This is a genomic window from Parabacteroides acidifaciens (assembly GCF_003363715.1).
Lineage (GTDB): Bacteria > Bacteroidota > Bacteroidia > Bacteroidales > Tannerellaceae > Parabacteroides > Parabacteroides acidifaciens.
The window spans coordinates 18542-32640 of sequence record NZ_QREV01000051.1; the positions used below are offsets into that span (position 1 = coordinate 18542).

Consider the following 14099-nt stretch of genomic DNA (forward strand, 5'->3'; position numbering starts at 1 on the left):
TTACGCGAATATTAGCGTACAAACCTAAAGAAAATATTCCGTATAGACAAGAAGGATATCCGGATTAAGGATTAATAAGTATATGATAAATAAATAATTCCGTATCTTTGAGTGTTTATTAATAAGGTATTGAGTTATGAAAGCAATTGAACCGAGTCTGATCAAGGACAATTTTATAGAGATTATCGGAAAAGAGTGGATGCTGGTGAGTGCCGGCGACAAGGACAAGTTTAACATGATGACGGCGAGTTGGGGCGGCGCGGGCTTCCTGTGGAACAAACCGGTGGTGTTCGTCTTTATCCGTCCGGAACGCTATACCCGCGAATTTGTCGATGCCAAAGGCGCTTTTACGCTCTCTTTCCTGGGTGAAGAACATAAGGCAGCCCATAAGATATGCGGATCGAAATCGGGCCGTGATATCAATAAGGTCGCAGCAACCGGCCTGACTCCGTATTTCACCGAATCCGGCAATCCCTGTTTCAAGGAAGCGCGCCTGACGCTCGAATGTAAGACTCTTTATGTCACGAAGATGGATAAAGATCATTTTGTCGACCCTGCCCTGTACGAGAAATGGTATAACGCAATGGCCGGCAATCCGCATTATGTATATGTTGCGGAGGTCGTAAATGCCTGGGAGATATAATCTCCAGGCATTTTGTGTAAATAAGTGTCGAAACATACAATTAAATCAAAAACTTTATCTATTTTTGCCCGGAACACAACAAAAACACAATGTCTAATGCTATGTTAATTCGTTTATGGCTTGTAGCTTTGTTATCCTTTGGCATTTCTTCTTTATGTGCATCGGATAGCGCTCTTCCTGTATTTCATTTCGGGCATATATCGGCACAAGATGGCCTTCCGACGGATGAAGTGCGCCAAATTTATCAGGATAAGGACGGGTATATCTGGATCGCGACTAATAGCGGGCTGTGCCAATATGATGGCTATCAGATTAAGACATACAAGTCAAATCTGCATACACCCGGACTGTTGAGTAATAATACGATCTGCTGTGTGGCGGAGGATAATCATCATAATTTGTGGATCGCCGCTTACGACGGAGTGAATGTGCTCAATAAAACGACCGGACATATCCGGAAAATTGACAGTAAAGAGTTGCGGCGCAGTATAGTCGACCGTTTACTGGTAACTGCAACAGACCGTATTTTTATTGGTACGGAAGCGGGAGTGTTCGAATATTTCTCCGAAAAAGATTCTTGTGTAGCTTTCAAACCGGACGTGCTGAAAGGCTCTGTCAAGGCAATGATCGAGGATTCCAATCATAACCTATGGATAGGAACTTGGTCTGATGGGTTTTACCGGTATGACCCGGAGGTTGACAAGGTGTTTGCTTATCCGGTATTGAATGGCCGGAACTCGGCATATGATATTTTCGAAGACAGTAAACAACGGATTTGGATCGGCTCATGGGGGTATGGCCTGTTTCTACTTGAGAATCCTTACGAACCGGAACGTTTGTCCTGGAAACAGTATAAGCATGATGCGAATAATCCGAATAGCCTTTGTGACGATATAATATATGATATCGATGAGGACCTGAATACAGGTACGCTTTGGATAGGAACCCGGAACGGGCTTAGCATACTCTACGATGAAGCAGCTTCATCGTTTCAGAGTTATCGACCGGATAACTCTGAAATTTCCGTTTACCATAATGAGATCAGTTCTGTCTTCCGCGATCGGGAGGGAATGATGTGGCTTGGACTGCTGGGAGGTGGCGTGAACACCGTTATTACACGCAAGCCGGAGTTTAGTCTGGACCGGATGGATGCGGTAAAAAACCCGTTGCTTACGAACTCTTCCGTCCGCAGTATCCTGGTTGACCGGGATGGTTTGATCTGGCTTGGATTGGGTAGCTGGGGATTCTTTGTCTATAACCGTATTGCCGGAACATACACGCACAATCTGGATATGCCGGAGTTTAAAGGATTGGGGCGTCTTCCTATTGTCAATACGATTATTCAATCTCCTACCAGCGGTAAGATCTGGTTGGGAACCTATGACTGGGGGATTGTTTCGTATGATAAAACAGCTCCTGCCGGACAGCAAGTCCGGTTGTTCAATTACGATACTGATTACTGGTTGACAAACCAGTGTGTTTTTTCTATTTTTGAAGATAAGGACAAGAATACCTGGTTTGGTACCCGTAATGGGATATGTGTCCTTACGGCGGGGGATAAGGGCGTCCGCTTCGATTCTTTCAAACTGAACGGGGCATCTGTCAATGCCTATGCTTATTTGTCCATCGTGCAGGATTCGCAGGGACGTATTTGGACGGGTACGAACAATGGGGGCATTATCAGAATCAGCGGTAGTCCGTCACAACCTGAGGAGATGGTGTTTGAACGTTACTCGTTCGAGGATGAGAAATTGAACAGCATCTCCGTACTTTGTCTTTTTATCGACAGCCATGGACGTCTCTGGGCCGGAACGGAAGGAGGAGGTCTGAACTTGTATGATCCTGTTCAGGACCGGTTTATTCCGGTACACAAACAAAGAAATCTGCCAGGCGATGCTATCTTCAGTATCCAGGAAGATCAGCAGGGTAACCTTTGGATGGGGACAAATGTCGGCTTGATGAAAGTCCATATCCCGGACGATCTTTCGAACGTTACCTACCGGCTTTATACTACTTCCGACGGTTTGCAGGATAACATCTTTTATCGTAACACTGCATTTACCGATATAAACGGTGAAATGTTCTTTGGCGGTTATAAGGGGTATAACAGCTTTTTCCCCGACCGGATGATGGAAGATGAGTCATTCCCGCCGATCAGTATAACGGATATTAAGATTTATAACCAGTCCTGGTCTTTGCTTGATGAAAAGGTACAAAAGAAGATATCGGAACAGGCTCCGGATTTCACGGAACGAATCCGGCTGGATTATCGCAGGAATAATTTCAGTATCGAGTTTGCCGCTTTGAGTTTCTCTAATCCGCAACAGATCAAATATGCCTATATGCTGCAAGGATTTGATACGGATTGGCAATATGCGGATGCTTCGCGCCATTTTGCCTATTATAATAACCTGAAGCCCGGTACTTATACTTTCTCTCTGAAATCTACCAATTCGAACGGAACCTGGAATAAGGACACCAGGCATCTTGAAGTCGTGATCCTGCCGCCACCTTGGAAGTCCGGTTGGGCGTATGCCGGCTATGCTTTGCTGTTGTGTCTTTTGGCTTATATCGCCTACCGGATTGTGCACTACAGGGTGGAGATGCGGAACGCGTTGCATCTCAGGGAGCTTGAACAGGCAAAGGCGGAGGAAGTCAATCACTCCAAATTGCAATTCTTTACGAATATAACGCATGAACTGTTGACTCCGCTTACTATCATATCGGCTGCCGTGGATGAGCTGAAGATGATTACACCGCAAAACGGGGAGTATTACCAGATTATGACGAGCAATATCAACCGGTTGATCCGCCTGCTTCAGCAGATTCTGGAATTCCGTAAGGCAGAGACCGGTAACCTGAAGTTGAAAGTCTCACAAGGTGATTTGGCGTCGTTCATACGCAACAGTGTGGATAGTTTCCGTCCATTGATTAAGAAGAAAAGAATGCTTTTTTCGCTGGTTTGTGATCCGCAGGAGTTACCTGCCTGGTTCGATCCGGATAAGGTGGACAAGATTTTGTATAACCTGTTGTCCAATGCGGCTAAGTATAATGAACCGGGCGGCACGGTACGGGTTGAACTGTCTGTTATTGGCTCCGGAAATGCGAACTTAATTGTCAGAGATAATGGAAAGGGGCTTTCTCCGGAAGCTATAAAGAATCTGTTTAAACGGTTTTATGAGGGTGACTATCGCAAATTCAATACAATTGGGACAGGTATCGGCCTTTCATTGACAAAAGATTTGGTGGAATTGCATAAAGGAAGCATCTCGGTATCCAGTAAACAGGATGAGGGAACCGCTTTCTCCGTAGTAATTCCAATCCTCCGTGAATTTTACACTCCTGAAGAAGTCGATGAAAGTTTGCATATTCCGGTTCTTCCGTCTGATAATAAAGAAGAGTGGAAGGAACCTGAAAAAGAATCGGTGAAACCGTCAGATAAAGAGAATCTCCGTTCACTGTTGTTGATTGAAGACAATGAAGATTTGTTGCGCCTGATGACTCGTTTGTTGAGTCCTTCTTATAAGGTTTATACCGCAGTAACGGGAAAAGAGGGAATGGAGGTTATAGACCGGGAAGAGATCGATTTGGTAGTCTCCGATATTATGATGCCTGAAATGGACGGTATCGAATTTTGCAAACAGCTAAAAGGACATTTGGAAACCAGCCACATCCCTGTCGTTCTGTTGACAGCCAAAAACCGGGAAGAGGATCGTGCAGACGCTTATGATGCCGGAGCTGACGGGTTTATTATGAAACCGTTTAATTTGAGCGTGCTTCATGCCCGTATCAATAATTTGTTGAAACAAAAGGAACGTATGTCGGGTGATTTTAAGAAACAGTTAGTCTTTGAAGCCAATGAACTGAACTACACGAGCCTCGACGAAAACTTTCTGCAGCAGGCAATCGACTGTGTCAACCGCCATCTTTCCGACCCTGATTTCGATCAGCAGGCGTTTCTCGATGAAATGGGAACGAGCAAGTCTACTCTTTATCGTAAGTTGAAATCATTAACAGGATTGAACTCCTCTGCCTTTATCCGTAATATCCGTTTGAAGGCTGCTTGCCGGATTATGGAAGAAAAGAAACATATCCGTGTTTCGGAGTTGGCGTATGCTGTCGGTTTTAACGACCCCAAGTATTTTAGTGTTTGTTTCAAAAAAGAGTTCGGTATGCAGCCCAGCGAGTATTTGGATAAGTTTGTGCCGGGGCATTTGGAATGAAACGTATTGCTGTGTGACCATCCTTGAAATTCAGGCTGCGCTTTGCAGCCTGTCCTTGTCTTGTGGTTTAATTATAATTCAAAAAGGTTTGATTCTGGTGTATGAGTGTAGAACTTACCTTTTTGAATCATCTTTCCCATATATAGTAAGAAAAGAGCCTTTCCTTTGCTGGCAGAAAATTTGAACCACAAGTACTAATTTTAATTTTTAATGCATGAAAGCACAAAGCTTAGCCTTGGCCGTTGCACTCTTGAGTGTTGGCCCCGTACTGTACGGTAACGCAGCTGAAGCAGATGTATCGCGGCACGAAAGTTCAGCCGTTCTGCAACAAGTGAAAAAAATCACAGGTGTGATCAAAGATGCAACAGGCGAACCGGTTATCGGTGCAAATGTTATTGTCAAAGGTACCACGAACGGAACCATGTCCGATATCGATGGTAAATTCTCTTTGGAAGTTCCCGCCGGAGCTATCCTCTCTATCTCCTATATCGGGTATGTGGCACAGGAAATCCCTGTTAAAAATCAGACAGACCTGAACATCCTTTTAAAGGAAGACAGTGAGATGCTTGACGAGGTAGTCGTGGTCGGTTATGGTGTTCAGAAGAAATCGGACGTGACGGGTTCGGTAACGTCGGTATCAAAGGAACGCCTTGAAAAGCTTCCGGTAACAAACGTATTACAGGCTGTACAGGGTGCGGCTGCAGGTGTGACGATCACACAAGCGTCGTCTATTCCTGGAGATGCTCCGACAGCATTGGTACGCGGACAAAACTCAATTAATGCCAATTCCGGTCCGTATATCGTAGTCGACGGAGTGCCTATCAACAAAACCGGTGGATCGTTGAATGATATAGCTCCTTCGGATATCGAGTCGATGGAAATCCTGAAGGATGCTTCGGCAACTGCCATTTATGGTACAAATGGGGCGAATGGTGTTATCTTGATTACGACCAAGCATGGTAGGTCTGGGAAACCCACTATCAAGTATAGCGGCTATGTAGGTTTTGAAGATTTCTCCAATAAACTGCAATTCTGTAACGGCGATCAAATTATTCAGCGTTATAAAGACTATGTTGCTATTAATCCGGGTGAGACGATGTATAATGAGAATGTGAAGTATCAAGCCGAAGTAGACAACTACAATGCCGGTATTGAAACAGACTGGATTTATGATGAAGCATCGCGTACCGGTATTATTACGGACCATAATGTCAGCGTTAGCGGTGGTGCCGAAAAAGTACAATATTATGTTTCTGCCGACTACCTGAGTCAAAAAGGTGTTTTGGTCGGTTACGACTATAAACGTTATTCCTTACGTACAAACCTTGATGTAGATGTTACTGATTATCTGAAAGTCGGATCAAATACATACATTGCCTCACACAATCGTGACGGAGGACGTGTTAACTTCCTTTTGGCCGAAGCTTCTTCACCTTGGGCTAAAGAGTATGATGATAACGGGAATTATGAGATTTATCATATGTATAGTGAAACTATGTTTGTTAACCCGATGATTTATACTACCCGTGATGCTGAACGCCGCCAATGGAATGCAAGTATCAACGGATATGCAGAACTGGATTTCGGTAAAATATTCAATCCGCTTACCGGGTTGAAGTATAAATTCAACGGTGGTTTCTCATATGCGCCTAAACGTGAAAGTACTTATAGCGGGGCAACAGCCAATGACCTGAATGGTACCGGTAAGATTTTTAATGCCGAAACGCAGACTTATACAATCGAGAATATCCTTTCTTATACCCGTGATTTCGGTAAACATCATATCGATCTGACCGGACTTTATGCCGCTTCACGTAAGAAATATTCCGAGTCTTCTGCACAAGGGCAGAAATTCATTAATGATGATTTGTCATTCGGAAACCTCGGTAGTGCAGAAACGGCTACTGTCACTTCTTATGCAGACCTCTATACTACCGTTTCCCAAATGGGACGTGTTAATTATTCTTACGACAGTCGTTATCTGTTTACCTTTACAGTGCGTCGCGACGGTTCTTCCGTGTTTGGAGAAAACAATAAATACGGAGTGTTCCCGTCTGTAGCTTTGGGCTGGAACGTTGCACGTGAATCATTTATGCAAAAAACAAATGACTGGTTGAGCAATTTGAAACTTCGTCTCTCTTATGGTATGGCTGGTAATGAGGCTATCGGCGTTTATCAGACGCTTGTAAAACTTGATAATCATAAGTTTGCAATGGGAGGCAATTCGGTTGTAGGCTTGTATCCTAATTCACGTATGGGTAATAATGACCTTTCCTGGGAAACGACCAAGACGTTTAATACAGGTCTTGATTTTGGTTTCTGGAATAATCGTCTGTCTGGTAACATTGATGTTTATTTCTCCAAAACTTCCGACTTGCTTCTGCAACGTAACTTACCGAGAATTTCGGGTTACAGCAATGTATATGCCAATATGGGTGAGACACAGAACAAGGGGGTTGAACTTACTTTGAACTCTAAAAATATCGTGACACGCGATTTTACTTGGGGAACCAGCTTGGTATTCTCTTGGAACAAGAATAAAATCACTGATTTGTATGGTGACGGGAAAGACGATTTGGGTAACAGATGGTTTATCGGACAGCCTATTGGTGTCATTTACGACTATGACCAGGTGGGTATTTGGCAGGAAGATGAAATAGCACGTGGCGATCATGAAAAGTGGGATTCGACAGCTGAAGCCGGTGATGTGAAATTGGCAGACCGTAATGGCGATGAAAAAATTGATGATGACGACCGTCATGTAAAGGGACAAACCACTCCGAAATGGATCGGCGGATTAACCAATACATTTACTTATAAGGGACTGTCGTTAAGCGTATTTATCCAAACTGTCCAAGGTTTGATGAAGTACAATAACCTGATCGGTATAGCCGGTGATGAAATGGGACGTCGTAATTCCACTACCGAGATCGGCTACTGGACTCCGGAAAATAAGAGCAATGAATGGCGTTCGTTGCGTAAGCAATCAAATAAACATGGTTATGGCTTCGCTCAAGATGCAAGCTTTACCCGTATCAAAGACATAACTTTGAGCTATACATTCCCGTCCGAACTGATGCAAAAAGCGCATCTCGGTGGCTTGACAATCTATGCCAGCGGACGTAATTTGTTTACGTTCACCGATTGGATCGGTTGGGACCCTGAAACCCGCCAGGATTCACGTGGTAGCGGAGATTGGGAGGATAACTATCCGATGACTAAAAGTTATGTATTCGGTATTAACTTAACATTTTAAAATTGAAGAACGATGAAAATTAAAGATATATTATTCGCTTCTTTCACTGCATCTGTATTAATGATTGGCAACACGTCGTGCAGTGACAGCTTCCTGAATGAAAAAATGTATTCATCTTATGGAACTGATGTAGCAGATGTGAATGCTAAGATCTTGGGAATACATTATAAAGTAGGTTGTATTCTCGGATACTCGGGTAACCAGGGATATCCCGGAATATGGCAGGTCGGAACCGATGTCGGTGCACCCGGTGATACGCAGGGAGTTGAGAACCCGTTTTACCGCTATGCGGAATTGAATAGTGAAAATGCCGGTGTCAGCTATTTATGGACGATGCTTTATGATATAATCAACTGCTCCAATCAGATCATTACAGCCGAAGAAGAAAACGGCGATAAGGCTTTGGTGGCAGAAGCTAAGTTTTTCCGCGCCTGGGCTTATAACCAGCTTGTCACTGGTTGGGGGGATGTACCTTTGGTAATTGAGTCGGCTACGACTCCGCGTACGGATTATGTCCGTGAAGCTGTTACCGAAATCGATAAGGTGATTGAAGAAGATCTTGTCTATGCAGTAGAGAATTTGCCGGAGGTTACAGCTTTGGCTAAGGAAAGCCGTATCAGCAAAGATGCAGCCCGCCAACTGGCAGGTGAAACTTATCTGCGGATCGGGATGCGTGATAATTCTTATTTTAAAAAGGCTGAAGATGTTTTGACGCCCATCATCGAGGGAGGCCAATACAAACTTATTTCCGGACGTTATGGCAAATATACCGGTGACCCCGGTGATTATTATCATGATATGTTCCGTTGGGGTAACCAGCGCCGCAGTGAAGGCAATACGGAAGGCATTTGGACATTCGAGATGGAATATAATGCATCTGTAAGTGGTGGAACTATCGATAATCCGCAACAACGCCGTAATTGGGTTCCTGCTTTTCATAAGTTGGATGGCATGGTGAATGCCGATTCCATCGGTGGACGTGGTAACGGGCGCTTGCGTTTGAGCAATTATGTGAAATATGGTTTGTTTGAAGAAGAGGGAGATATCCGTAATTCTAATTTCAATATCCGTCGTGTGATGTGGTATAACAAACCTGATTTCTCTATGGAAATCGGTCTGGATGCTGACGGATGGCAAGTAGAAAAGGATAAAGGAATAAGAAATATCACCATAAAGACCGGCGATCAAGTAATCCCGCATAAAGGCGATACCTTAAATGTGTTTTATCCTCACACGACTAAATGGGGCGGATATGATGTAACGGATGATTTCGGTTATGCTCTTGTTAAAGACTTCCCGATGATGCGTTTTGCAGAGACTTATCTGCTTCGTGCCGAAGCTCGTTTCCGCCAGGGTAACACTCAGGGAGCAGCCGATGATATCAATGTGTTACGCGATCGTGCTTTCCAGGAATACCGTCAGAATAATCCGTCGGCAGGTAAAGTGACAGCCGATATGATTGACATCAATTTTATTCTGGATGAGCGTATCCGTGAACTTGTAGGAGAAGAGAACCGTCGGTTTACATTAATGCGTACCGGTGAACTTGATAATCGTGTGAGCATGATGCTGAACAGTTGGAACGAATTGGACAATAGTAAGAAATTATCCGGATTTGATGCAAATAAACATACTTTGCTTCCTATTCCTTTGACGGAAATCCAGTTGAATAAGGATGCAGTCCTCGAACAGAACCCTGGTTATTAATCGGACTTCATTGTTATGCAACGACGTAACTTCATAAAAACAATAGCAGCTACAGGCGCCACAGGAGTGGTGGCCTGTAGCCCTTTTTCTTTAACGATGGCGGGAGAGCCGGAGAAGAAGAGGAAAAAGGTGCCGGAAGCGGAGATGAGCGACCGCTTGTATTGGACAAGCCTGATGTATAAGATCGCCTCGCCTGTACTGTCGAATATGGCAAAAGGAGAGCTGAGGAAGAAGATGACAGTCGAGGTAAGTCCCAACTGGGATGGGCGCGATAAAGGCGTTACCTATATGGAATGTTTCGGACGCCTGATGTCCGGACTGGCGCCTTGGTTGAGCTTGCCGGACGACGATACACAAGAAGGGAAACAGCGGAAACAACTGCGCGAATGGGCATTGGCGAGTTATGCGCATTCGGTCGATCCGGATAGTCTGGATTACCTGCTCTGGCGGAACGAAGGCCAACCGCTGGTCGATTCCGCATACTTTTCAAACGCTCTGATACGGGCGCCGAAACAGTTGTGGGAACCGCTTGATGCAACGACGAAACAACGCATTATAGCTGAACTGAAACAACTGCGCCGGGTAAAGCCTCCGTACACGAACTGGTTGCTTTTTGCCGCCATGAACGAAGCATTCCTGATGATGGTAGGTGAAGACTATGACCCGATGCGTCTGGATTTGACGATCAAGAAGATAAACGAGTGGTACGTGGGAGACGGCTGGTATGCCGACGGTGAACGTTTCCATTTCGATTATTATAACTCATTTGTGATCCACCCCATGTTGGTGGAGGTATTAGAGGTTTTGGTAAATAGAGAGGTTGTGAAGGAGGATACGTACAGATTAGCACTTCAGCGTATCCGGCGTTATGCCGAACATCTCGAACGGCTGGTGTCACCGGAAGGGACATTCCCGCCGTTCGGACGTTCGCTAACGTACCGTACCGGAGCTTTTCAGGCGCTTTCTCTGATGGCGCTCCGCAAGCAGCTACCGGAAAAGTTGCCGGAAGGACAGGTCAGAGCTGCACTAACGGCTGTGCATAAGAGTATCTTCAGCAATCCGACCAATTTCACGGACGACGGTTTCCTGACGATCGGCTTTGCCGGACATCAGCCGGAATTAGGGGATTGGTACAGCAACAATGGCAGTATGTATATCACCTCCGAGAGTTTCCTTCCGTTGGGACTTCCCGCCGATGATTCGTTCTGGACGGTGGAACCGCAGGATTGGACTGCCAGGAAAGCATTTGCCAACGTCCGGTTTAATAAAGATTACCCGGTGGAGTATTAATTCTAAATTGTGACTCATATGAATAAGTATATATGGCTACTGGTCCTGTTTGTGTTTCCTGCCAGCGGTTTCAGCCAAAAGGAGTGGACGAAAAAGCAGGTAGTGGATATCATCTACCGGGTCAATGACCATTGGCAAGCGCAGAATCCTGTTCCCGAAAGGGCTTTCTGGGATAATGCCGCTTACCATACGGGAAATATGGAAGCCTATTTCCTGACGGGGAAAGAATCTTATCTCCGCTATTCCGAAGCCTGGGCGGAACATAACGAATGGAAAGGGGCCAAGTCGGATGATAAGGCAAACTGGAAATACAGCTATGGCGAGACCGACGAATATGTCCTATTCGGGGACTGGCAGATCTGTTTTCAGACCTATGCGGATTTATACCTACTGCAGCCCGACCCGAAGAAGATCGCCCGTGCCCGTGAGGTGATGGAATACCAGATGAGCACGACCCGCAACGATTATTGGTGGTGGGCCGACGGATTATATATGGTAATGCCGGTGATGACCAAACTGTATAAGATCACCCGCGACCCGCTTTATCTGGAAAAGTTGCATGAGTATTTTAATTATGCCAACAGTATTATGTACGACAAAGATGCCTGTCTGTATTACCGTGATGCCAAATATGTTTACCCGAAGCATACGAGTGTAAACGGCAAGAAAGATTTCTGGGCACGTGGCGACGGATGGGTGTTGGCCGGTCTTGCGAAGATATTGAAAGAACTTCCGCAAGCGGATACACACCGGGTCGAGTATCTTTGCCGTTTCCGGAAAATGGCAAAGGCTGTTGTGGACTGCCAGCAGCCGGAAGGCTATTGGACGCGCAGTATGCTCGACCCTGCTCATGCTCCCGGACCGGAAACCAGCGGGACGGCATTCTTCACGTATGCTCTTCTTTGGGGAGTCAATAATGGCTATCTCGATCAGGAAGTTTATCTGCCCGCAGCCTTGAAAGGTTGGGACTATCTGACCACTGTCGCGCTCCAGGCGGACGGAAAGGTCGGATATGTGCAGCCGATAGGCGAGAAAGCCATCCCCGGACAAGTAGTGAATGCCGGTTCTACCTCCAATTTCGGAGTAGGCGCTTTCCTGCTTGCTGCCTGCGAGATGTGCCGTTTCCTCGATTAGTCGATCCCTAACTCCCGCAACATCTGCTCGGTGTGCGTCAGGAAATATTTAGTCAGCTGATAGTGTTCCGTCTCCTCGAAAGGAGTGAGGCGGGCACCGTCTTCATCTATGTTATAGATGTCGGCGCCGGGATAAGCCATCAGGATAGGCGAATGGGTGGAGATGATCAACTGGCATCCCTGGTCGACCAGCTCTTTTATCCGCACCAGCAGCGATAGCAGGCGCTGCGGGGAAAGGGCCGATTCCGGTTCATCCAGGATATAGAGCATGTTCCGTTCCCCGTAGTTGAGGAATGTGTTGAGGAAGCTCTCGCCATGCGATTGTTCGAGCAGTCGGCGCCCTCCGTAGCGTCCCAGCGAATAGTCGCGGCCATATTTGAGGATGTCGCGCATCGAGCGGGCATCGATCTCACGGGCATGGTCGAAGAACGATTCGGCGCGGAAAAAGAAATGGTCGTCCGGCTTGCGCACTTCCACCAGGCGGATCTGATCCGGCAGGACGTTGGCAAGGACCTTGTGGCTCTCGTCGCCGTCGTTCAACATCCCCTGCGCTTCTTCATCCCGCATCTCATATTTATACATGACTGCTTCTAACAGTGTCGATTTGCCGATCCCGTTTTCCCCCACCAGGAAAGTAACCGGTTTCGTAAACACCAACTTGTCCATATACCGCACGGCTGCCGCCCTGTACGGATATTTCAGATCTTCCACCGGTCCCGATACTTCCTCCGGATTGATTAGTTTGATTTGCTTTAGATAAACCACTTGGTAATTGAAAATTGATAATTGATAATTGAAAATTAGGGAAAGCCGGGCTTTCTGGGGACTAAGATACGGAAGTAAATCCGATTTAAGCACGGCTTTTTCGTATATTGGAAATATATTTTGATTTTCAGAAAAAAACTATATTATCTTTGCTGCGAAGAAGGTATTTATTCGTTTTATAGGCACGCATAAAGAATATGATAAAATAGATTGTTCTTCGGTATAAAATATTGAATTAGTGAGACACACTTATAAACTGTTTATTGATATGGGAAAGATTAAAACTGAAAAACAGTACAAGGCGGCTTGTGATAGAATTGAAGAGCTATTGAAAGTCGTGGACAATAATACTCCGACTGACGATAGGAATTACCTTGAACTTGATTTGATTTCAGATTTAGTTGCCGATTATGAAGAAGAACATTTTCCTGTACAAACTCCTTCACTGGTGGATGTTCTTAAACTTCGTATGTACGAAATGAGCCTTACCCAAACAAAGTTATCAGAATTATTGAACGTAAGCCCGTCGCGTGTCAGTGAATATCTCTCCGGTAAATGCGAACCGACATTGAAGGTTGCCAGAGAGATGAGCCGAAAACTGAATATTGATGCTAATATTGTATTGGGTGTATAGAACTTTCAACTGAATTGTATTCTTCCTGTCACATCCATGCAACAGGCGTGCCGTTACTTTGCCGGCAAATAAGAGAGGATACACTTATAGACACATGATTATATAACACTGCTTCGTTTTTTTAATAACTGATTTACGTGTTTGGGCTTTATGTCTCAGTGATGAGGGGTAAAGCTTTTTTTGGAGACATATAAGATAGTTTTCCGCACCCGACTCCTCGGATGGATATTACAATAACCCCCTTTTTTGCCGTTTTTCTATTTCGTCCGAAATCTTGATCGATTTTGGATTGACTCTTTTCACGGTTTAAGCTCCTCTTTCTGACAACAAGAAAAACGAGGTGCGCAGCCCGTTTCGAAAAGTGTGCAATATGATTGCCGAAAGCCGGAAACGCCGACAAAGTGATAAAGCTTAACTCCCGGAGAATCGAATATTTGAAAATAAAACG

General features: G+C 45.2%; 9 protein-coding genes and 1 pseudogene. 8 read left to right on the forward strand and 2 right to left on the reverse strand.

What is annotated here, in order from left to right:
• Positions 1-136 precede the first annotated feature (136 nt).
• The 6 genes from DWU89_RS16585 to DWU89_RS16610 all read left to right on the forward strand — a co-directional run bounded on the left by DWU89_RS16585 (position 137) and on the right by DWU89_RS16610 (position 12253).
• Positions 137-643 (forward strand): flavin reductase family protein, encoded by a 507-nt coding sequence (locus DWU89_RS16585; protein ID WP_115500750.1) that lies wholly within the window; start codon positions 137-139, stop codon positions 641-643.
• Positions 644-744: 101 nt separating this feature from the next.
• On the forward strand, positions 745-4866 hold the full coding sequence (locus DWU89_RS16590) for a hybrid sensor histidine kinase/response regulator transcription factor (RefSeq protein WP_244205933.1): 4122 nt from the start codon (positions 745-747) through the stop codon (positions 4864-4866).
• Positions 4867-5080: 214 nt separating this feature from the next.
• The gene (locus tag DWU89_RS16595; RefSeq protein ID WP_115500752.1) at positions 5081-8122 is read left to right on the forward strand and encodes a SusC/RagA family TonB-linked outer membrane protein; all 3042 of its coding nucleotides are present in this window, start codon (positions 5081-5083) and stop codon (positions 8120-8122) included.
• Positions 8123-8134: 12 nt separating this feature from the next.
• A complete protein-coding gene (locus DWU89_RS16600) occupies positions 8135-9829 on the forward strand; it encodes a RagB/SusD family nutrient uptake outer membrane protein (protein WP_115500753.1) in 1695 nt (564 codons plus the stop codon).
• Between the two features lie 96 nt (positions 9830-9925).
• Entirely contained in the window at positions 9926-11119 is a 1194-nt protein-coding gene (locus DWU89_RS16605; RefSeq protein ID WP_208642483.1) for a DUF2264 domain-containing protein, read from the forward strand.
• 18 nt (positions 11120-11137) lie between these two features.
• Positions 11138-12253: a glycoside hydrolase family 88/105 protein gene (locus DWU89_RS16610; RefSeq protein ID WP_115500755.1), complete on the forward strand. Its 1116-nt coding sequence runs from the start codon at positions 11138-11140 to the stop codon at positions 12251-12253.
• On the opposite strand, the gene DWU89_RS16615 is transcribed toward DWU89_RS16610, so the two are convergent.
• A complete protein-coding gene (locus DWU89_RS16615) occupies positions 12250-13017 on the reverse strand; it encodes an AAA family ATPase (protein WP_115500756.1) in 768 nt (255 codons plus the stop codon). The two genes, DWU89_RS16610 and DWU89_RS16615, sit on opposite strands and share 4 nt — an antisense overlap.
• Positions 13018-13159: 142 nt before the next feature.
• On the opposite strand from DWU89_RS16615, the pseudogene DWU89_RS16620 reads away from it, so the two are divergent.
• Both DWU89_RS16620 and DWU89_RS16625 read left to right on the forward strand, forming a co-directional pair.
• Positions 13160-13243: pseudogene (locus DWU89_RS16620) on the forward strand (type II toxin-antitoxin system HigB family toxin); the annotation flags it as partial.
• A gap of 42 nt (positions 13244-13285) precedes the next feature.
• Entirely contained in the window at positions 13286-13651 is a 366-nt protein-coding gene (locus DWU89_RS16625; protein WP_115500758.1) for a helix-turn-helix domain-containing protein, read from the forward strand.
• A 148-nt stretch (positions 13652-13799) separates the two neighbouring features.
• Here the strand turns inward: DWU89_RS16625 and DWU89_RS20920 are convergent.
• On the reverse strand, positions 13800-14099 hold a 300-nt coding region (locus tag DWU89_RS20920), incomplete at its 5' end, for a hypothetical protein (RefSeq protein ID WP_208642481.1).

Bases quoted from the DNA above. Each gene is read 5' to 3' on its own strand.
- DWU89_RS16585 (WP_115500750.1), top strand. From the start codon at position 137: ATGAAAGCAATTGAACCGAGTCTGATCAAGGACAATTTTATAGAGATT.
- DWU89_RS16590 (WP_244205933.1), top strand. From the start codon at position 745: ATGTTAATTCGTTTATGGCTTGTAGCTTTGTTATCCTTTGGCATTTCT.
- DWU89_RS16595 (WP_115500752.1), top strand. From the start codon at position 5,081: ATGAAAGCACAAAGCTTAGCCTTGGCCGTTGCACTCTTGAGTGTTGGC.
- DWU89_RS16600 (WP_115500753.1), top strand. From the start codon at position 8,135: ATGAAAATTAAAGATATATTATTCGCTTCTTTCACTGCATCTGTATTA.
- DWU89_RS16605 (WP_208642483.1), top strand. From the start codon at position 9,926: ATGGCGGGAGAGCCGGAGAAGAAGAGGAAAAAGGTGCCGGAAGCGGAG.
- DWU89_RS16610 (WP_115500755.1), top strand. From the start codon at position 11,138: ATGAATAAGTATATATGGCTACTGGTCCTGTTTGTGTTTCCTGCCAGC.
- DWU89_RS16625 (WP_115500758.1), top strand. From the start codon at position 13,286: ATGGGAAAGATTAAAACTGAAAAACAGTACAAGGCGGCTTGTGATAGA.